This is a genomic window from Sphingomonas folli (assembly GCF_019429525.1).
GTDB classification, from domain to species: Bacteria; Pseudomonadota; Alphaproteobacteria; order Sphingomonadales; family Sphingomonadaceae; genus Sphingomonas; species Sphingomonas folii.
In genome coordinates this window covers 51,152-70,366 of sequence record NZ_JAHXZL010000003.1, presented here as the reverse complement: position 1 = coordinate 70,366, position 19,215 = coordinate 51,152, and the positions used below count along the sequence as shown (strand labels likewise).

At 72.8% G+C, this 19,215-nt stretch carries 14 protein-coding genes; 6 read left to right on the top strand and 8 right to left on the bottom strand.

Annotation, left to right across the window (positions count from 1 at the left end; all coding sequences use genetic code 11):
* Positions 1–47: 47 nt before the first annotated feature.
* The 3 genes from KZ813_RS05310 to KZ813_RS05300 all read right to left on the bottom strand — a co-directional run bounded on the left by KZ813_RS05310 (position 48) and on the right by KZ813_RS05300 (position 5,516).
* Positions 48–1,388: an HlyD family type I secretion periplasmic adaptor subunit gene (locus KZ813_RS05310; protein WP_219753934.1), complete on the bottom strand. Its 1,341-nt coding sequence runs from the start codon at positions 1,386–1,388 to the stop codon at positions 48–50.
* Position 1,389: 1 nt separating this feature from the next.
* Entirely contained in the window at positions 1,390–3,156 is a 1,767-nt protein-coding gene (locus tag KZ813_RS05305; protein WP_258046445.1) for a type I secretion system permease/ATPase, read from the bottom strand.
* A gap of 68 nt (positions 3,157–3,224) precedes the next feature.
* Entirely contained in the window at positions 3,225–5,516 is a 2,292-nt protein-coding gene (locus tag KZ813_RS05300) for a TonB-dependent siderophore receptor (RefSeq protein ID WP_219753933.1), read from the bottom strand.
* Positions 5,517–5,619: 103 nt separating this feature from the next.
* On the opposite strand from KZ813_RS05300, the gene KZ813_RS05295 reads away from it, so the two are divergent.
* Genes KZ813_RS05295 through KZ813_RS05285 form a run of 3 tightly spaced genes read left to right on the top strand, consistent with a single transcriptional unit; the run spans position 5,620 to position 7,800 of the window.
* Positions 5,620–5,916 (top strand): hypothetical protein, encoded by a 297-nt coding sequence (locus KZ813_RS05295; protein WP_219753932.1) that lies wholly within the window; start codon positions 5,620–5,622, stop codon positions 5,914–5,916.
* On the top strand, positions 5,913–7,460 hold the full coding sequence (locus tag KZ813_RS05290; RefSeq protein WP_219753931.1) for a PepSY-associated TM helix domain-containing protein: 1,548 nt from the start codon (positions 5,913–5,915) through the stop codon (positions 7,458–7,460). Before KZ813_RS05295 ends, KZ813_RS05290 begins: the two co-directional genes overlap by 4 nt.
* Positions 7,453–7,800 carry a DUF3325 family protein gene (locus tag KZ813_RS05285; protein ID WP_219753930.1) on the top strand — a complete coding sequence of 116 codons (348 nt, stop codon included), beginning with the start codon at positions 7,453–7,455 and terminating at the stop codon, positions 7,798–7,800. Before KZ813_RS05290 ends, KZ813_RS05285 begins: the two co-directional genes overlap by 8 nt.
* 54 nt (positions 7,801–7,854) lie before the next feature.
* Here KZ813_RS05285 and KZ813_RS05280 read toward each other — a convergent pair whose 3' ends face one another.
* The 4 genes from KZ813_RS05280 to KZ813_RS05265 form a co-directional block, all read right to left on the bottom strand.
* A complete protein-coding gene (locus KZ813_RS05280) occupies positions 7,855–11,247 on the bottom strand; it encodes a chromosome segregation SMC family protein (RefSeq protein ID WP_219753929.1) in 3,393 nt (1,130 codons plus the stop codon).
* A 28-nt stretch (positions 11,248–11,275) separates the two neighbouring features.
* Complete coding sequence (locus tag KZ813_RS05275) at positions 11,276–12,034, bottom strand: thioredoxin domain-containing protein (protein WP_219753928.1); 759 nt, start codon at positions 12,032–12,034, stop codon at positions 11,276–11,278.
* A 190-nt stretch (positions 12,035–12,224) separates the two neighbouring features.
* Positions 12,225–12,902: a DsbA family protein gene (locus KZ813_RS05270; RefSeq protein WP_219753927.1), complete on the bottom strand. Its 678-nt coding sequence runs from the start codon at positions 12,900–12,902 to the stop codon at positions 12,225–12,227.
* The gene (locus KZ813_RS05265; protein WP_258046444.1) at positions 12,899–13,411 is read right to left on the bottom strand and encodes a DUF721 domain-containing protein; all 513 of its coding nucleotides are present in this window, start codon (positions 13,409–13,411) and stop codon (positions 12,899–12,901) included. The genes KZ813_RS05270 and KZ813_RS05265 overlap by 4 nt, the downstream gene beginning before the upstream one ends.
* A 26-nt stretch (positions 13,412–13,437) precedes the next feature.
* On the opposite strand from KZ813_RS05265, the gene KZ813_RS05260 reads away from it, so the two are divergent.
* Genes KZ813_RS05260 through nudC form a run of 3 tightly spaced genes read left to right on the top strand, consistent with a single transcriptional unit; the run spans position 13,438 to position 16,720 of the window.
* Positions 13,438–14,481, top strand: coding sequence for an A/G-specific adenine glycosylase (locus KZ813_RS05260; protein ID WP_219753925.1), 1,044 nt, complete (start codon positions 13,438–13,440; stop codon positions 14,479–14,481).
* Complete coding sequence (locus KZ813_RS05255; RefSeq protein WP_219753924.1) at positions 14,478–15,848, top strand: serine hydrolase domain-containing protein; 1,371 nt, start codon at positions 14,478–14,480, stop codon at positions 15,846–15,848. Before KZ813_RS05260 ends, KZ813_RS05255 begins: the two co-directional genes overlap by 4 nt.
* Positions 15,845–16,720 (top strand): NAD(+) diphosphatase, encoded by an 876-nt coding sequence (gene nudC / locus KZ813_RS05250; RefSeq protein ID WP_219753923.1) that lies wholly within the window; start codon positions 15,845–15,847, stop codon positions 16,718–16,720. Before KZ813_RS05255 ends, nudC begins: the two co-directional genes overlap by 4 nt.
* A gap of 324 nt (positions 16,721–17,044) precedes the next feature.
* Here the strand turns inward: nudC and KZ813_RS05245 are convergent, their stop codons facing one another.
* Complete coding sequence (locus tag KZ813_RS05245; RefSeq protein ID WP_258046443.1) at positions 17,045–19,159, bottom strand: S9 family peptidase; 2,115 nt, start codon at positions 19,157–19,159, stop codon at positions 17,045–17,047.
* Positions 19,160–19,215: the final 56 nt, after the last annotated feature.

Here is a 19,215-nt window from a genome sequence, read left to right as displayed (position 1 = left end):
ATGGACGCGAGTGCGTGACAGGAGCGCGCCGCCTGTCCCGCCCACCCTCAATGCTCGCGGAACGACGCCCAGAAGCCGCCCACCAGCGGCTCCACCGCATAGTCGAGCGCGGTGCGCTTGCGCAGCGGGATCAGCACCTGCGCCGGCATGCCGGCGCGCAGCTGGAAGTCCTTGCCGCGGAAGCTCGACAGCAGCCGCAGCTGCGAGGGCGGCACCACCACCTCGCCGGTGAAATAGCTGCGCCCGGTCTTCTCGTCGGTGAAGCTGTCCGCCGACAGGCGGGTCAGCTCGCCGGTCAGCTCGGGCAGGTCGCGCTCGTGCAGGCTGGGGAATTTGACGAGCGTCTTCTGGCCGACATTGAGGTCGTCGGCGTCGTCGGGCGAGATGCGCGCCTGGATGCGCAGCGGGGTGCGCTCGGGCACCACGTCCATCAGCTTCTGCCCAGGCGCGATCACGCCGCCCGGGGTGAACACCGTCAGCCCCACCACCGCGCCGGTGGCGGGCGAGCGGATCTCGGTGCGCGCGAGCTGGTCGCGCGCCGCGCTCAGCTTGGGCAGCACGTCGCCCAGCTTGGTCTCGACGTCGCGCAGGTCGGCCGCGGTGCGCTCGCTGAAGGTGCGCTCGGCCTCGAGCCGCTCGATCTGGCTCTCGCGCGCGGCCTCGCGCGTCTGCGCCACGCTGGCGGCATATTGGCCGCGCTGGCCCTGCAGTTCGGCGCGCATCCGCTCGAGCTCGCGCAGCCGGGTCTGCGAGACGAAGCCCTTGGCGGCGACGGGCCGCAGCGCGTCGAGCTGCGAGTCGAGCAGCTTCAACTGCTCCTGCGCCGAGACGACCTGCTCGCCATAGCCGCGACCCTGCTCGCGCGACTGCGCGCTGCGCTGGCCGAGCGCGTCGCGCTGCGCGGACAAGGTCGCGGTGCGCGCGCGCAGCTCGGTCTGCTGGAGCCGCATCGCCAGCGCGATCTCGGGCCGGTCCTCCTGGGGCATCGCCGCGAACTCGGCGGGCGTCGCGATCTGTGTCTGGCCGAGCTGCTCGGCCTGGAGCCGCGCGCGCTGTGCCAGCAGCCGGATCGCCTGCGAGGCGAGCGCGCGCTCGGTGGCGCGCACCTCGGGCGAGGCGAGCCGGATCAGCAGCTGGCCGCGCTGGACGCGCTCGCCCTCGCGCACGAGGATGGTCTGTACCACACCGCCGTCGCGGTGCTGCACGGTCTGCCGCTGGCCCGAGACCTGGAGCACGCCCTCGGCATAGGCGGCGGCGTCGAGCCGCGCGAAGGCGGCCCAGCCGAGGAACAGCACGAAGAACACCACCGCGACGACGATCCCGGCGCGGATGTCGCGGTGCGGGTCGGCGGGCAGGTGGACGGTGTCGGTGATCGGCAGGCTGGCCATGTCAGGCGCTCGCGGCGGGAGTGGGGAGGTCGGCGGCGGGGGTGGGGGCGGCCGCCCCGGCGGGGACGGTGCGCAGCTTGGGCGGGGAGATGCGCTGGAGCACCTCGTCGCGCGGGCCGAAGAGCTCGACGCGGCCGTTGCGCATCACCATCAGCTTGTCGACAACGGGCAGGATGCCGAGCTTATGGCTCACCACCAGGATGGTGTGGCCGGCGCGCTTGTAGTGATCGATCGCGGCGAGCAGCGCGGCGTCGCCCTCGGAATCGAGATGCGCGTTGGGCTCGTCGAGCACCAGCAGCGCGGGGTCGCCGTACATCGCGCGCGCCAGCGCGACGCGCTGCGACTGGCCGGCGGAGAGGCCGCGCCCGCCCGGCTTGAGCTGATGGTCGAAGCCGCTCGGCAGCCGCTGCACCAGCTCGCGCGCGCGGGCGCGCTCGGTCGCGGCGATCGCGGCGGCGTCGAGCGCGGCCGAGTCCTCGCCCAGCTCGTTGCGGAAGCGCGCGATATTCTCCTTGATCGTGCCGGCGAACAAGGTCGGCTCCTGCGGCAGGTAGCCGACATGCGCGGCGAGCCGCTCCGGGTCCCAGTCGGCGAGGTCGGCGCCGTCGATCCGCACGCGGCCGCGATCGGGCCGGACCGCGCCGGCGATGATCCGCGCCAGCGTCGACTTGCCCGCGCCGCTCGGCCCGATCATCGCCACCACCTCGCCGGGCGCGATCTGGAGCGTGACGTCGGACACGATCGTGCCGTCGCGCGTGTCGTTGAGCAGGGTCACGCCCTCCAGCGCGATCGCGCCGCGCGGCGCGGGCAGCTGGGTCGCGGGGGCGGCGTGCTGCGTCTCGAGCAGCAGCTTGTCGAGTCGGCGATAGCTGCCGAACGCCTGGGCGATCCCCTTCCAGCCCGCGATCAGCTGCTCGATCGGCGCGAGCGCGCGCGCGATCAGGAAGGAGGAGGCGAAGATCGCGCCCGCCGAGATCTGGTTGTCGATCGCGAGCAGCGCGCCCAGCCCGAGCGCGAGGCTCTGCAGCGCGAGTCGCACGAACTTGGTGGCGGTGAGATAATTGCCGCCGGTGAAGCCCGCGGCGGTCTGCTGCGCCAGCATCGCCTCGCGCAGCCGGAGCTGGCGCGCCACCATCGCGCGGCGCATGCCGAGCGCGCGCACCGCCTCGGCGCCGCCGAGCATCGCCTCCTGGCTGGCGTAGCTGCTCGCGGCGGAGACCTGGGCTCGCTCCAGCGCGGTGCGGGTCGCGCGCTCGTTGCGCCACGCCAGCACGGGCAGGATCGTGCCGCCGAGCAGCGCCACCGCGCCGATCGCGGGATGCACCAGGAAGCAGACGAAGATGTAGATCGGCGTCCAGGGCGCGTCGAAGAGTGCCAGCACACCCGCGCCGCTCAGCGTCTGGCGCAGCGTGTCGAACTCGCGCAGAGCCTGGCGCGCCATCGGCAGGTCGGGCCGCCCCAGCGTCGAGTCGAGCAGCGCCGGTGCCAGCGCGGCGTCGAGCTGCACGCCGGCGCGCACCAGCAGCCGGGTGCGCACGCGGTCGAGCAGCGAGAGCGTCACCAGCGCGAACAGCAGCACCAGCGTGAGGAACAGCAGCGTGAGCTGACCCTGCGTCGGCACCACCCGGTCGTAGACCTGGAGCATGTACAGGGTCGGCGCGATATAGAGCACGTTGACGAGGGCGCTGAAGCCGAACGCCGCCGCGACGTGGCGGCGGCACAGCGCCACGGCGCGGCGCATCGGACTGTCGGCGGCAGGATCGGTCATGCGTCGCGCTCCGTGGGACGCACGCATCATCGCCGATTTTGGTTAACGACGCTATAACTCCGACGCCCTCACCAGACGTAGCGAAGCGTCCCCACCACCGTCCGCGACGCGCCGTAATAGCAGCTGTTGTTGAAGAAGCAGCTGGCGATATGGCGCGTGTCGAACAGGTTGCTGGCGTTGACGCTGAGGCTCAGCCCGTCCCAGCGGCGATCGAGCGCGCCGAGGTCATAGCCGAGCAGAGCGTCCGCCAGCACATAGCCGGGCGAGTCGAAGCGCTCCACGATCGTGGCATTGTCCCGGACATAGCTGGCGGTGCCGTCCGACTCGCCGACGTAGCGCACGCCGCCCCCGACCGACACGCCGCCCAGCGCGCCGGCGAGCGAGTCGCCGAGGTCCCAGGAGAGGAAGCTCGACGCGCTCCACCGCGGCACCCCGAGCGGGCGCGTGCCGGTGACGCCGGCGAGCTGGCCGCCGCTGCCGACCGCGACGGTGCCGCTGGTGACGAGCGGGTCGGTGTAGCTCGCCGCCACCACGACGTTCACACCCGGCGCGACCTCGCCGCGACCGTCGAGCTCGATGCCGCGCACCTTCACCTCGCCGATCTGGACCTGGAAGTTCGGACGCGTCGGGTCGGCGACGGGCACGTTCTGCCGGCGCAGGTCGAAGGCGGAAAGTGTGAACAGCGCCTCGGTCCCGCGCGGCTGGAACTTGAGACCGGCCTCATATTGGCGCCCGGTCACGGGCACGAAGGCGGTGCCCTCGAAGGTGGCGCCGGTCTGCGGCTCGAAGCTCTCGGCATAGCTGGCGAAGGGCGCCACGCCCCATCTCGTCTCGTATAGCGCGCCGAGCCGCGCGGTGAAGGCGGTCTGCGACGAGCGCGTGACCGCGCCGCTGGTGCGGTTGCGCGTGAGCTGGTCGTACCAGTCCCAGCGGCCGCTCGCGATGAGGTTGAGCCCGCCGAGCGTCATCTGGTCCTGCACATAGGCGCCGGTCTGGTCGATGCGGCGGAAGCTGCGCGTCTGCGTCAGTGCGAAGCTGGGCAGCGTGCCGCCGTAACGCGGCGCGAACAGGTTGAAGTCGCTGATGCTGGTGGCGGGGTCATTGGTCTGCCCGGTGAGGAAGCCCTGGTCGTTGCGCCCCTCGTTGTGCGCATAGTCGAGCCCGGCGAGCAGGACGTGGCGCACCGGGCCGGTGGCGAGCTCGGCGGCGAGTCGGTTGTCGAGCGTGATCGTGCGGAATCGCTCGTCCGATCCGCCCCCGCCGCGCACGATCGTCGAGAAATCGGTGGCGCGCGCCGCGCCGGTGCCGGCGGTGCGGAACGCCGACAGGTAGATCTGGCGATAGTGGAGGTCGACGTCATAGTAGCGCGCGCTGGTGGTCCAGGTCAGCGCGTCCGACAGGCGGTGGCGGAACAGCAGAGTCGCCGACTTCTGCTCGCGATCGAACGCCTCATAGCCCGGCTCCGAGACGTTGAGATCGACCGGCAGGGTGCCGAACGGGTTGGGCAGCGCCGAGCCATAGGCCGGCACGCCGCTGTACGACGAGGCCTCGGGGTCGCGCTGGTAGCTCAGGATCAGCGTCACGCTGGTCCGCTCGTCGGGCGCGAAGGTCAGCATCGGCCGCGCGTAATAGCGGCGGTTGCGCGTGTAGCGGAGGAAGCCGTCGCCGCGCTCGCCGCCCGCGATCACGCGGAACTGCCAGCGACCGTCGCGGTCGAGCGGCTGGTTGAGGTCGATCGCCGAGCGTAGCAGGTCGAAGTTGCCGCCCGCCAGCTCGATCCGGCCGCCGGCCTCCCCATAGGGCAGCTTGCTGGTCAGGTTGATCAGCCCGCCCGGGGTGCCGCTGCCGTAGAGCACCGAGGCCGGTCCCTTGATGACGTCGACCGACTCGACGAGGTGGAAGTCGGTCTGCGGGCTCGAGTAGACGCCGCCCTGCTGGCGCATGCCGTCCATGAAGACGCCGGGGGTGAACCCGCGCAGGAAGAGCTGGTCGTAGCGCGTCGCCACGTTGCCGCGCTGGTTGGGCGCGACGCCCGCGACATAGCCGAGCGCCTGGTTGATCGACAGCGCGTTGCGGCGGGTGAGCTCGTCCTCGTCGATCACGGTGACGGCCTGCGGCAGCGCGATCAGCGGGGTGTCGGTCTTCGCGCCGACGCGCCCGTCGCGGCGCGCGCGCTCGCCGGTGACGAGGATGTCGTCGCGGTCGGGCGAGTCGTCGTCGGGTTCGGGTCGGTCGGCGGGGGCGGGCGAGTCGGCGGCCGGGCGCGCGGCGAGCGGCCGCGCCAGCGCGGGCGCGGTGGTCAGCGCGATGCCACCGGCGAGCGTCGACGCGAGTAGCCGGATGGCGCGCTTGTTGTTCATGTCGACCCCTTATTTCGCTATTGCTAGTGACTCGCAAAGACCGCTATAAGGCATTGGACGAAGGGGCAAGGGGAAAGGTGGAATGCTGATGCAGCGAGGGGAGATGCCGCGACGCCGGGTGCTGATCCGCCCCGCCGCGCTCGTCATGCTCGCGCGCTGCACCACCGCGCTGCTGGGCGGCTATGCTGCCACCGCGGCGCTGGTGAGCTTGGTCGCGCGGCTGCTGCCGCTGTCGCGCGCCGAGGCGACCGCCTGGGGCATGATCACCAGCTTCTTGGTCTACGCGGTGGTCGGCCTGTGGTGCTTCCACGAGCCGAAGCTGGGGCGCGTCGCCGCGCTGGTGTGGGGTCTCGCTGCGCTCGCGGGCGGGGCGGTCTGGCTGATCGGCCCCCGCGCGTGACGCGCTCGCTGCGGCAGTCGATGGCGTGGATCCACGGCTGGCTCGGCCTGCTCGCGGGCTGGATCCTGTTCGCCATGTTCCTCACCGGTACCGCGAGCTACTTCCGCCCCGAGATCACGCAGTGGATGCAGCCCGAGCAGCCCGCCAATCGGGTGAGCGGTCCGGACGCCGTGCAGTCGGCGGTGCGCTACCTCTCGCGCGTCGGCGTCGGCGACGAGCAATGGTATATCTATCTCCCGGACGACCGCACCGCGACGACGCGCGTGTTCGCCATCCCGGGTGCCGACGCCAAGCCCGCCAGGCGCCCGCGCCCGCCCGAGCTGGAGCTCGACCCGCGCGGCGGCGAGCCGATCCACGCGCGCGAGACCCGCGGCGGCGAGCATTTCTACCGCTTCCACTTTCAGCTCCAGCTACCGCACCCCTGGGGGCGCTGGCTCGCCGGCGTGTGCGCGATGTTCATGCTGGGCGCGATCGTCTCGGGGGTGGTGACGCACAAGCGCATCTTCGCCGACTTCTTCACGCTGCGCTGGAACAAGGGGCAGCGCAGCTGGCTCGACGCGCACAATGTCTCGGCGGTGCTCGCGCTGCCCTATCACGCGATGATCACCTACACCGGGCTGATCACGCTGGTGCTGATGTACATGCCCTGGCCGATCGCCGCCAATTACCGGCAGCCCGCGGACTTCGCCAAAGAGGCCTATGGCTATGTCTACGACGACAAGGCGAGCGGCCGCGCCGCGCCGCTGGTCGCGGTGGCGCCGCTGGTGCGCGACGCCGAGCGGCGGCTCGGCCAGCGCGCGCAGCGCGTGGTGATCCGCTTCCCCGGCGACGCCGCGGCGACGGTGGCGGTGACCTCGGGCGGGGCGAGCGGTCTCAACGCGCGCGGCGGCACGGTGACCTACTCGGGCGCGACCGGGCGCGTCACCGCGGCCGATCTCGGCGCGGGACCGGCGCTCTCGACCGCGGGGGTGATGCTCGGGCTGCACACCGCGCAGTTCGCGGCGCCCGCGCTGCGCTGGACCTTGTTCGTGCTGGGGCTCACCGGCGCGGCGATGGTCGGTACCGGGCTGCTGCTGTGGACGGCGGCGCGGCGTCGGCCCCATGCCGCGCCCTTTCTCGGCCTGCGGCTGGTCGAGCGGCTCAACATCGCCGCGATCGCGGCGCTGCCGATCGGCATGGCGAGCTATTTCCTCGCCAACCGCCTGATCCCGGCCGCGGCGGTCGGCCGCGCCGACGCCGAGGTGGCGACGATGTTCTACGCCTGGGGCGGCGCCGCTCTGCTCCAGCTGGCGCGTCCGGCGAAGCGCGCCTGGAGCGAGCTGTTCGCCCTGGGGGCGCTGCTGTTCGGCGCGATCCCCTTCGTCAACGCGGCGACGACCGATCGCGGCTTCCTGACCTCGCTGCGCGCGGGCGACGGGCTGTTCGTCGGCTTCGACGTCGCGATGCTGGCGATCGCCGCGCTGCTCGCGGCGGCGGCATGGAGCGCGGGGCGCGAGCGGCAGGTGAAGACACGCGGGAAGGTGAGGGAGTTGGCGCATGTGTGAGGGTTTCGTGCTGTGCGCGCTGGCGTTCGTGCTGCTCGCGGCGGCGTCGCACCGCTTCCACCGCGACGCCGGGGCGACCAGGCCGGCGCAGCGACGCTGGCTGCGCGGGCTGGGCGCGGCGCTGATCGCGGTGGCGCTGCTGCGCGCGGGCACCGCGATCGGCGGGGAGCGCTGGGTGCGGCTACTCGTGTGCGCCTCGCTCGCCGCGGTGACGGTGGTGCTGACGCTGTCGGTACGCGCGCCGGCGGTGCTCTACCCGCTGCGGCGGCTGCTGACGCGCCGCAAGGGGGCGTCGGCGCGGGCTCGCGAGGTGGAGGGGCTGGTAGCGGCGCGCGGATAAAGCGGGACCTTGCCATTTTCTGACGGCAGGGGGTGAGGCGAGCCCAATGCCCCCTCACTCCGCCGCGAGCAGCTCCGCCGCCTGAAGGTCGACCGACACCAGCCGGCTCACCCCGCGCTCCACCATCGTCACGCCGAACAGGCGGTGCATCCGGCTCATCGTCACCGCGTTATGGGTCACGATCAGGTAGCGCGTGTCGGTCTCGCGGCTCATCTGCTCGAGCAGGTCGCAGAAGCGCTCGATGTTGGCATCGTCGAGCGGGGCGTCGACCTCGTCGAGCACGCAGATCGGCGCGGGGTTGGTGAGGAACAGCCCGAAGATCAGCGCGACCGCGGTCAGCGCCTGCTCGCCGCCCGACAACAGCGTGAGCGACTGCAGCCTCTTGCCCGGCGGCTGCGCCATGATCTCGAGCCCCGCCTCGAGCGGATCGTCCGAGTCGACCAGCGCGAGATGCGCCTGGCCGCCGTTGAACAGCGTCGTGAACAGCCGCCGGAAATGGCCGTTGACCGCCTCGAAGGCGGCGAGCAGCCGCTGCCGCCCCTCGCGGTTGAGCGTGCCGATCGAGCCGCGCAGCCGGTTGACCGCCTGGCCCAGCTCCTCGCGCTCCGCGGCCGTCGCGGCGCCGCTCGTCTCCAGTTCCTCCAGCTCGCGCTCGGCGACGAGGTTGACCGGGCCGAGCCGCTCGCGGTCGAGCGTCAGGCGCTCGTGCGCGCTCGACTCGTCCTGCGGGGAACCCACCTCCGCCGACGCGAAGCCGATCTTCTCGGGCAGCACCGGCGCGGGGCACTCGAACCGCTCGCCCGAGACCCGCCCCATCTCGACCCGGCGCAGCTCGTGATTCTCCGCGCGCGCGATGGCGCCGGCACGTGCCTCGCGCGCGGTGGCGAGCGCCTCGGCCGCGCGCGCGTGCGCGGCATCGGCGTCGCGGAGCGCGGCCTCGACGGCGCGCTCCTCGGCCTGAGTCGTGTCGGCGGCAGTGCGCGCGGCGGTCACCTCTTTGTCGAGCGAGGCAATCTCCGCCGCGAGCGCGTCGGGGCGCGCGGCGAGGGTGGAGAGCTCGCGCTCCAGCTCGGTCGCGCGCTGGTCCATGTCGGCGATCCGCTTCGCCGCCTCGCCCGCGCGCGTACGCCAGCCCTGCGCCTCGCTCTTCCCGGTCGCGCGGCGCTCGCGCGCGTCGGTCAGCTCGCGCTCGCGCGTCGCCCGATCGGAGCGCGCGAGGGCCACCTTGGCACGCGCCGCCTCGGCCTCGCCGCGCAGCCGCGCGGTCGCGCCCGCCGCGGCGGCGCCGTCGGGCAGCGCGGCGAGCGTGTCGGCGGCGCGCTCCTGCTCGGCGAAGGCCTCCGCCGCCTCGGCGGTGACGCGCTCGGCGCGCTGGGCGAGATCGGCGCGCTGCCCGGCGAGCCGCTCGAGCTGGGCCGCGGCGCGATCCTCGTCGCGCTGTGCCGACCGGACGTCGGTCTCGCCCTGCGTCAGCAGCGCGCGCGACGACTGCGCCGCCGCGCGCGCGCGCGCGATACGCTCGTCGATCTGCGTGCGCCGCTGGGTCGCCCGCTCGACCGCCGCCTCCGCTGCCGGGCGCTCGGCCTGGAGCGCGGCGAGGCGGTTGCGCCGCTCTAGTCGTTTCGCCGCGGCGACGCCGCCGCTGGTGCTGACGTAACCGTCCCAGCGGCGCACGCGCCCCTCGCGCGTCACCAGCCGTTGACCCGGGCGGAGCGGCTGCCCCGAGTCGGTCTCGACCAGGAACACCTGCGACAGCCTTCGCTCCAGCTCGGCCGGCGCGGTGACCCGCGCGGCGAGCGGCAGCGTGCCGATCGGGGCGGGGGGATCGTCGTCGGCGAGCGCGGAGCCGTGCCAGTCGGCCAACGCGGTCTCCAGTTCGTCGCCGAGCGCGGCGGCGAGCGCGCGCTCGAACCCGGGCTCGGCGCTGACCGAGTCGAGCAGCTTCTCGCCCTTCTGCTCGACCGCGCGCGTGAGCGCGGCGGCCTCGCCGTCGAGCGCCGCCAGCGCCGCCAGCGCGGCGGCGCGCGCGGCCTCGGCGGGATCGCGTTCCTCGCGCGCCTCGGCCTCGCTCGTCTCGGCCCAGTCGAGCGCGGCGCGTGCCTTCGCCACGCGGCCCTGCGCGTCGGTCTGCGCCGCGCGCGCGGCCGCGCGCGCCGCCTCCAGTGCGGCGGGATCGTCGAGCGCCTCGATCGCCTCGGCCAGCCGCATCGCCTCGCGCCGCGCGCGCTCGTGGCGCGCCGCGGCGGCGGCGTGCGCGGCGGCGGCGACGCGACGCTCGGCCGCCTCCGCCGCCTCGGCCGACAGCGCCTGGGCGAGCGCGACCTCGACGTCGCGCGCGCGGCGCTCCGCCTCGGCCAACGCGGCGTCGAGCGCGGGCAGCGCCGCGCTGCCCTCGGCGACGCGGCGGTCGAGTGTCTGGGCCTCGGCGGCGAGCCGGTCGAGCGCGGCGGCGGCGTCGTGCGCGAGCGAGTCCTCGCGCGCGCGGTCCTCGCCGATGCGCCGCCGCGCCGACTCCATCTCGGCGAGCCGGCGCTGGACGCCGTGGCGCTGCTCGCGCGCGCGCGTCAGCTGGTGCGCGAGCTCGCCGGCGCGGTCGCGCGCCGCCAGCGCCGCGGCGCGCGCGGTCACCACCTGCTCTGCGGCGGCGCGCTGGGCGGCCAGCGTCGCCTGCTCTGCCCCGGTCGCGGCGGTGACCTGTGCGGCGGCGGCGTCGGCCTCCTGCTTGGCGGCGGTCGCGGCGGCGGCGGCGTCGCGCCAGCGCGCGAAGATCATCCGCGCCTCGGCCAGCCGGATCTGCTCGGACAGCAGGCGGTAGCGTTCGGCGGCGCGCGCCTGGCGGCGCAGCGCGGCGACGCGCGTGCCCTGGTCCGCCATCAGCTCGTCGAGCCGCGCGAGATTGGCCTCGGTGGCGCGCAGCCGCGCCTCCGCGTCCCTGCGGCGGACGTGGAGGCCGGCGATCCCCGCCGCCTCCTCCAGCATCGCGCGGCGCTCGCCCGGCTTGGCCGCGATCACCGCGCCGATGCGGTTCTGGCTGACCAGCGCGGGCGAGTGCGCGCCGGTCGCGGCGTCGGCGAACAGGAGCTGGACGTCCTTGGCGCGGACGTCGCGCCCGTCCAGCCGATAGGCCGAGCCGGCGCCGCGCTCGATCCGGCGCACGATCTCGCGCTCCTGCGCGCCGTCGGGCGAGTCGATCTCGGCGAGCAGCGACACCTCGGCGAAGTCGCGTGGCGGCCGCGTCGCGGTGCCGGCGAAGATCACGTCCTCCATGCCCGCGCCGCGCATCGACCGGGCGCTGTTCTCGCCCATGGTCCAGCGCAGCGCCTCGAGCAGGTTGGACTTGCCGCAGCCGTTGGGGCCGACCACGCCGGTCAGCCCCGGCTCGATGCGCAGGTCGGCCGGGTCGACGAAGCTCTTGAAGCCGGTCAGCCGCAGCCGCTTGATGCGCATCGAGGGTCAGCCCGCCGCGGCGCCCGGGTCAGGCGCCCGCGGACTTGAGCGCGGTCTCGATCGCCTGCCAGGTGACGCTGTTCTCCAGCTTGCGCCCGTTGAGGAAGAAGGTGGGCGTGCCGGTCACGTCCTGCTTCTCGGTGGCGTCCTGCGTCATCTTCGTCAGCGCCTCGATCGCCTTGGGATCGTTGAGGCAGGCGCGCGCCTGCGCCTCGGTGATGCCGCGCTGCTTGACGAACTCAACATAGCCCATGCGATCGGCCCAGCCGTTGGCGACCTGCGCCGGCGTGGCGTTCTGCGTCGACTGGAGGAAGGACTGGTCCTGCGCGGCCTTCATCTGCGCGTCGAGGAACTTGGGTTGGTCGATGTACATCTGCTCGAGGATCGGGAAGAACGGCGCGGCGCCGGCGCAGCGGCCGAGCAGCGAGGCCGCGAAGTCGGGCGGGCCATGGACCAGGAAGTCGCGGAACTCGTACGAGACCTTGCCCGACTTGACGTAATTCTCCTCGAGCGGGCGCATGCCGGTCTGGCCGAACGCGCCGCAGGTGGGGCAGGTGCGCGAGCCATATTCGACCAGCTTGAGCGGCGCGTCGGGGTTGCCCATGACATAGCCGCCCTCCGGCGTCTGGCGGACCTGCTGGGTCCAGTCCGAGCCCGCGGGCGCGGCGACCGCTTTCACCGACCCGGCGGGTGCGCTGGGCGCGCTGCCGTTGCCGTCGCCGCCGCTGCCGCAGCCGGCGAGCAGCGCCGCGGCGGCGAAGAGCAGGGGGGATGCGAGACGCTTCATTCGGTCACTCCGTTGATAAGACCGTATAGTTGTCGCGTGATCCTCCCCTGAAAGGGGAGGTGGCAGGCCGAAGGCCTGACGGAGGGGTAACCCGGCTGGCGAGTGTCGCTGGACTCACCACCCGCGACACCCCTCCGTCGCGCTGCGCGCGCCACCTCCCCTTGCAGGGGAGGATGGAAGACCGCCGTTCTCACCGCGCGCCCGCGGCGCGCAGCTGCGGCTCGAGCTGCGCCCAGCCGACATTCTCGATCAGCCGGCCGTTGATCTCGAACGCGGGCGTGCCCTTCACCTTGCTCGTGGCTTCCGAACCCGCGATGGCGCGCTTCACCTGCGCGTCGCTCGCGAAACAGGCGTCGATCGCCGCGGCGGGCGCGCCCGCCTGTTTCGCGATCGCGTCGAGCCCGGCGCCCTGTGCCACCGCCTTAAGCTGGTCGAGCTGCGGCCAGGACGCGATGCGCGCGCGATTGCCCTCGCTCCACTCGGCGGCGCGTTCGTACCATTGCTCCTGCTTCACGTAGAAGGCCTCGTGCAGCGCGGGAAAGGCCGCCGGTCCGGCGCAGCGCGCCAGCGTCGCGGCGGCGAGGTCGATCCCGTCGTGGATCTGGTTGCGCACCTCGACGCTGGTCGAGCCCGAGCGCACCATCGCGCCGAGCGTCGCGCGCGACTCGGCGGCGAAATGGCCGCAGTGCGGGCAGGTGTAGCTGACATATTCCACCAGCTTCACGCGCGCCCGGGGGTTACCGATCAGGTAGCTGCCGGTCGCCACCGGGGTCGCCACCGCGGTCCAGGGGCGCGGCGCGGCGGCGCCCGCGGCGGTAGCGAGCGCGAGCGCGGCGAGCGGCAGCAGGAGCGAGCGGAGGCGGGTCATCGTACCTTCGGCAGCGAGAGAGGGCTGGCGGCGACGCCCGAGGCGAGCGCCTCGAGCACCGCCTTGAGCTCGGGGTCGGCGATCGTCTTGAGGCTGCCGCCCAGCTCGGGAGCGGGCGCGAGCGACGGGGGCGCGCGGCGCTCGGGGCGCTTGGTGACCTCGCCCTGGCGGATCGCGACCTTGCACACCGCGGCATAGCCGAAGAAGCGGTTGACCCGCTCGATGATCTCGACCGTCAAATGGCTCATCATCGGCGCGTGCGCGCCGCGGACGGTGAGCGTGAGCGTGCCGTCCTGCTTCTTGCCGACCGGGAAGCGGATCGACTCGGGCGTGCTGGCCGAGGCGAGCTTCTCGCCGACGATCTCGGGCCAGCGCGACACGATGGCGGACTGGACGAAGCCGAAGCGCCGGAACGCCGCGCCGCCGACCGAGGGCAGCAGCTCGGCCACCTGCCGCGACCGGTTCTGCCGCTCGGGAGGTTCGGCGGGGACGCGAGGGCGCTTGCTCATTCCCGCCCCCATGCCATAGCCGGGGCATGGACGCCAAGCGCGCGATCACTGCCGCCAAGCCGTTGCTTCACTGGTATGACCGCCACCGCCGCGCGCTGCCGTGGCGCGCGCTGCCCGGCGAGACACCCGATCCCTATCGGGTCTGGCTGAGCGAGGTGATGCTGCAGCAGACCACGGTGGCGACGGTGCGCCCGCGCTTCGCCGCCTGGGTGGCACGCTGGCCGAGCTTCGCGGACCTCGCCGCGGCCGATGAGGCGGACGTGATGGCCGCCTGGGCCGGGCTGGGTTACTATGCCCGCGCGCGCAACCTGCTCGCCGCGGCACGCGCGATCGCGGCCGAGCACGGCGGCGCCCTGCCCGACACTGAGGGAGCGCTGCGCGCGCTGCCGGGTTTCGGCGACTATACCGCAGCCGCGGTCGCGGCGATCGCGTTCGGCCGTCGCGCGGTGGTGGTGGACGCCAACGTCGAGCGCGTGGTGGCGCGGCTGTTCGCGATCGACGAACCGCTGCCGGGCGGCCGCCGCGCGATCCGCGCCGCCGCGGCGACGATCACGCCCGAGGAGCGCGCTGGCGACTATGCGCAGGCGATGATGGACCTGGGCTCGGCGGTTTGTACGCCGCGCAGGCCGCGCTGCCTGCTCTGCCCGCTCGCCGACCAGTGCGCCGCGCTCGCGCTGGGCACGCCCGAGGCCTTCCCGGTCAAGAAACCCAAGGCGGCGCGCCCGCACCGCTACGGCACGATCTTCTGGCTCGAGCGTGACGGCCACGTGCTGCTGGTGCGCCGGCCGGAGAAGGGGCTGCTCGGCGGCATGCGCGCGCTCCCGACCGGGCCGTGGGAGAGCGCGCCGCCGGGGCTGCGCGACGCGCCCGCGGCGGCGGCGTGGCGGGTGCTGGAGCGACGAGTCGAGCACGGCTTCACGCATTTCACGCTGGACCTGGACGTGGCGGTCGCCGACACCGAGCGCGCGACCGAAGAGGGTGAATGGTGGCCGGTCGCGACACTGGACGAGGCGGGGCTGCCGACCTTGTTCGCGAAGGCGGCAGCGGTGGCGAGGAGCAGACAGGCATGACGGTGTCCCGGTGGATCGGTACGGCAGCGCTCACCGCGCTGGTGGCGGCGACTCAGCTCTCGGCGCAGGTGGCGCCGGCCCCCACGCCCGCACCCGCAGAGCGCCCGCAGACGGCGCCGCCCGCGTCCGGAACGACGGCGCTCCAGGGACTGCCCGGCGCGCAGATCCTGCCGACGACCCAGGCGCTGTTCGACGGCTATGTCCGCGACAGGAAGATGCCGGGCATCGTCGGCGCCTTCGGATTGGGCGACCTGCCGACCGTGTTCGTCAGCGCGGGTACCGTCTCGACCGATCCGGGCGCACAGCCGGCGGGCCCCGACTCGCTGTGGCGCGTCTACTCGATGACCAAGCCGATCACCGGCATGGCGGCGATGCTGCTCGTGGAGGAGGGCAAGCTGTCGCTCGACGACCCGCTCTCCAAATATTTTCCCGGCTTCGCCAGGATGAAGGTGCTGACCAGCCCGGACACGTCGCTGGAGACCCGGCCCGCGCGCGCGCCGATCACGATCCGCGAGCTGATGACGCACAGCTCGGGGATCGGCTATCAGATCAACGCGCAGGGGCCGCTGCTCAAGGAATATGAGCGGCTCGGGCTCGTTCCCTTCTCCGCCAACGCGCAGACCGAGGCGGTGGCGCGCAGGACGCGGCCGGCCTCGCTGATCGCCTTCGCCGAGCGGGTCGCGCAGGCGCCGCTCGTCGCCGAGCCGGGCACGACCTGGCACTATTCGATGGGGCTCGACGTGCTCGCCGCGGTGATCGAGAAGGTCTCGGGGGAGAAGTTCGAGCGCTTCGTCCACGCGCGAATCCTCGACCCGCTCGGCATGACGTCGACCGACTTCCAGGTCGCGCCCGGCAACGTCGCCCGTTTCGCCACCAACTACGCCTTCGCGGGCGACCAGCTGATCCCGCTCGACCCCGCCGCCCGCTCGGTGTTCCTCCAGCCGCCCAGCTTCCCCTACGGCGGCGCCGGGCTGGTGGCGTCGGCGCGCGACTATGACCGTTTCCTCCACATGCTGCAGGACGCGGGCACGCTCGATGGCGTGCGGATCATGCGGCCCGAGACCGCGCGGCTGGCCATGTCCAACCTGCTGCCGCCCGGCGTGACCTATAAGAACAAGGAAGGCGTGGCACAGGGCTTCGGCGCGGGCGGGGTGGTGTATCTCGCCGACGAGGCCGGCGGCGCCTCGCGCGGCAGTTACGGCTGGGGCGGCGCGGCGGGGACGGTGGCGATCGTCGACCCGGCGCGGCGCTTCCGGGGGACGATCATGGTCAATTACTTCCCGGGCGAGCGCTATCCGCTCGCGAAGGAGACGTTCACCGCGCTGGCGCAGGACGCGGCGCGGCTCCATCCCGGCATGCCGCGGTGATCGCGACCGGCTTCACCGGCGGCACGCTCGACCGCGCCGACGCGCTGCGCCACGACACCGACGGGCTCGCCGAGGCGATCGCGGACCCGGCGGCGCGGCTGCTGGTGCTCGAGTCGTTCGAGCCGGTGGTGGGCGAGGGCGGCGCGCTCGCCTGGGCGCCGCTCTCCGCCGCGCCGAGCGAGGCAGAGCTGGTGCTGCTCGGGCTGGACGCGGGCGCGCCGCGCTTCGCCGCGATCGTGCCCGGCACGGGTGCCCCGCCGCCGTTCCGCTCGCCCAGCCTGTTCGGGCTCCTCGACCAGCTGCGCGCGGGCGAGGCGGCGACCTTCGCGGCGGCGCGCTCGCTGCTCGACTGGCACGCGCGGCATCGCTTCTGCGCCAATTGCGGCAGCGCCACCGCGCTGTTCCGCGCCGGCTGGGGGCGACGCTGCCCGACCTGCTCCGCGGAGCATTTCCCGCGCGTCGACCCGGTGGTGATCATGCTGGCGGAGCATGACGGGCGCGCGCTGGTGGGGCGGCAGCCGAGCTGGCCGAAGGGGCGCTATTCCGCGCTGGCGGGCTTCCTTGAGCCCGGTGAGTCGATCGAGGAGGCGGTGGCGCGCGAGATCGCCGAGGAAGCGGGCGTGCGGGTCGACGACGTCCGCTACGTCGCGAGCCAGCCCTGGCCGTTCCCCTCGCAGCTGATGATCGCCTGCGTCGCCCGCGCGGCGGGCGACGCGATCACGCTCGACGCCAACGAGCTGGAAGACGCGATGTGGGTGACGCGCGACGAGGTTCGCGCCGCGCTGGCCGGCGAGGGCCGCTTCCTCGCGCCGCCGCCCTATGCGATCGCGCACACGCTGCTGCGGGCGTGGGTGGGGGACGGTATGGCGTGAAGAAGAACTGATCACGCGAAGACGCGAAGAGGAGTTGTTGACGCGGAGGCGCGGAGACGCGGAGATGTGCCGCACCGGGCGAGTGCCCCCTCCATCATGAGCGCACCGTCGCCGCAGGCGATCGCGCTATGGCGCGGCGGATTTTGAGCAAAGAGCCGCTGCGCGGCATCGTTCACTCTCTGCGTCTCCGCGCCTCCGCGTGAAAACCCTTCTTCGCGTCTTCGCGTCTTCGCGTGAACCCGTCTATCCGCCCTAGACCGCGAGCGAGACGAAGCGGATCGCGCGGTCCCCCGGCTCCTGCGGGCGCACGAGCGCGGCATCGCCTCAGCCCGCCACCTTGAGCCGCTGCAGCGCGAACGCCTGCCACTCGGCACCCTGGCGGTAGCGCTCGAAGCGGCCCGACTTGCCGCCGTGCCCCGCCTCCATGTTGATCCGGTAGACCAGCGGCGCGTCGCCCGTCATCCGCTCGCGCAGCCGCGCGACCCATTTGGTCGGCTCGTAATATTGCACCTGGCTGTCCCATAGCCCGGTGCTGACGTACATCGCCGGATAGGGTTTCGCCGCGACATTGTCGTAGGGCGAGTAGCTCAGCATGTAATCGTAATAGGGCTTCCGCGCGGGGTTGCCCCATTCGTCATACTCGAAGGTGGTCAGCGGGATCGAGGCGTCCAGCATCGTCGTCACCACGTCGACGAAGGGCACCTGCGCGATGATCAGCGCATAATCCTGCGGCGCCATGTTGGCGACCGCGCCCATCAGCAGCCCCCCCGCGCTGCCGCCCATCGCCGCCACCCGACCCGGCGCGGCATATTTCTGCGCCACCAGGTAGCGCGTGACGTCCACGAAGTCAGTGAAGCTGTTCTTCTTGTGCAGCAGGTGGCCGTCATCATACCAGCCGCGCCCCATCTCCTGCCCGCCGCGGATATGTGCCAGCGCATAGACCACGCCGCGGTCCAGCAGCGCGATCCGCGCCGGGTCGACCGCCGGGTCCATCGACAGGCCGTAGCTGCCATAGGCATATTGGAACAGCGGCGCGGTGCCGTCGCGCCTCACGCCCTTGCGATACACCAGGGAGACCGGGACCTTGGTGCCGTCGCGCGCGGTCGCCCACACCCGCTCGGTGACGTAATCGGCCGGGTCGTAGCCGGGCACCGGCGCGACCTTGAGCACGCGGCGCTCGCCCGTCGTCGCGCTCACCTCATAGGTCGTCGTCGGTGTGACCAGCGAGGCATAGGTGTAGCGTACCCAGTCGGTGTCAGGCTCGGGGTTGACCGACAGCTGCATCTGATAGGCGGGCTCGTCCGCCTTCACCGCTGAGGAGCGGCCGTCGGTGAGCAGCCGGATCATGCGATTGCCGCCCTCGCGCTGGTCGAGCGCGATGAATCCGCGGAACGGCTTGAAGTCCTCGATGAAGACGCTGTCGCTCGCCGGTGTCAGGTCGCGCCACCCCGCCACGCCGCGCGCGAGGTCGCGATCGGCCACGGTGACGAGCTTGTAGTTGCGCGCGTCGCGGTTGGTGCGGATGATCCAGCGGTCACCCATGTGATCGGCACCGTAGCGGAACTCGCGCGCGCGCGGCGCCACCAGCGCGAAGTCGGTCGGCGCCGCGGCGGGGGCGCAGCGCTGCTCGTCGCTCACCGTCGCCGACACGCCGATGCAGATGAAGCGATCGTCGCTGGTGCGGCTGATGCCCATCTGGAAGGTGTCGTCCCTCTCCTCGTAGACGAGGCGGTCGGCGCTGACCGGCGTGCCGAGCACGTGTGCCATGACGCGATAGCCACGCAGCGTCACCGGATCCTTGGCGATGTAGAAGAGCGTGCGGTTGTCGTCCGCCCAGACGAGGTTGGGCTCGACGTTCGTGATCGTGTCCGCGAGCGGCTGCCCGGTGGTGAGGTCCTTGACCTTGAGCGTATATTGGCGGCGCCCGACCGTGTCCTCGGCATAGGCCGCGAGGTGGTTGTCCGGGCTGACCGACCAGTCGCTCAGCGCGAAGAACTTATGCCCTTTCGCCATCGCCGGCTGGTCGAACATGAGCTCGGCGGGCGCGTCGGCTGTTCCTTTGCGCCGCTCGACCACCGGATAGTCGGCGCCGGGGGTGAAGCGGGTCTGGTAATAATAACCGCGCTGGCGGAAGGGGACGCTGCTGTCGTCCTGTTTGATGTGGCTCACCGTCTCGGCGTACAGCCTGTCCTGCAGCGGCTTGAGCGACGCCAGCGTCGAGTCCGCATACGCGTTCTCGGCGGCGAGATAGGCGAGCATCTCGGGGTTCTCGCGGGTGTCGTCGCGCAGCCAGTAATAATCGTCCTCGCGCGTGCCGTTGGGCGAGGTCACCTGATGCGGCTTCTTCGCCGCGCGCGGCGGCTGCGCCGTGACCTGGGCGCCGGCGGCCGCGCTCGCGACGGTGGCCAGCGCGGCGCCGGCCAGCAGCAACATCTTCATCTCGCGTCGATCCCCACCCATGCTCGTCGTGCGCCACGATAGGACCGGTCACGGCG

Bases quoted from the DNA above. Each gene is read 5' to 3' on its own strand.
- KZ813_RS05295 (WP_219753932.1), top strand. From the start codon at position 5,620: ATGCCGCGACGCCGGGTGCTGATCCGCCCCGCCGCGCTCGTCATGCTC.
- KZ813_RS05260 (WP_219753925.1), top strand. From the start codon at position 13,438: ATGGACGCCAAGCGCGCGATCACTGCCGCCAAGCCGTTGCTTCACTGG.
- KZ813_RS05300 (WP_219753933.1), bottom strand. From the start codon at position 5,516: ATGAACAACAAGCGCGCCATCCGGCTACTCGCGTCGACGCTCGCCGGT.
- KZ813_RS05270 (WP_219753927.1), bottom strand. From the start codon at position 12,902: ATGACCCGCCTCCGCTCGCTCCTGCTGCCGCTCGCCGCGCTCGCGCTC.
- KZ813_RS05275 (WP_219753928.1), bottom strand. From the start codon at position 12,034: ATGAAGCGTCTCGCATCCCCCCTGCTCTTCGCCGCCGCGGCGCTGCTC.
- KZ813_RS05285 (WP_219753930.1), top strand. From the start codon at position 7,453: ATGTGTGAGGGTTTCGTGCTGTGCGCGCTGGCGTTCGTGCTGCTCGCG.
- KZ813_RS05245 (WP_258046443.1), bottom strand. From the start codon at position 19,159: ATGAAGATGTTGCTGCTGGCCGGCGCCGCGCTGGCCACCGTCGCGAGC.
- KZ813_RS05265 (WP_258046444.1), bottom strand. From the start codon at position 13,411: ATGAGCAAGCGCCCTCGCGTCCCCGCCGAACCTCCCGAGCGGCAGAAC.
- KZ813_RS05305 (WP_258046445.1), bottom strand. From the start codon at position 3,156: ATGACCGATCCTGCCGCCGACAGTCCGATGCGCCGCGCCGTGGCGCTG.
- KZ813_RS05255 (WP_219753924.1), top strand. From the start codon at position 14,478: ATGACGGTGTCCCGGTGGATCGGTACGGCAGCGCTCACCGCGCTGGTG.
- KZ813_RS05310 (WP_219753934.1), bottom strand. From the start codon at position 1,388: ATGGCCAGCCTGCCGATCACCGACACCGTCCACCTGCCCGCCGACCCG.
- KZ813_RS05280 (WP_219753929.1), bottom strand. From the start codon at position 11,247: ATGCGCATCAAGCGGCTGCGGCTGACCGGCTTCAAGAGCTTCGTCGAC.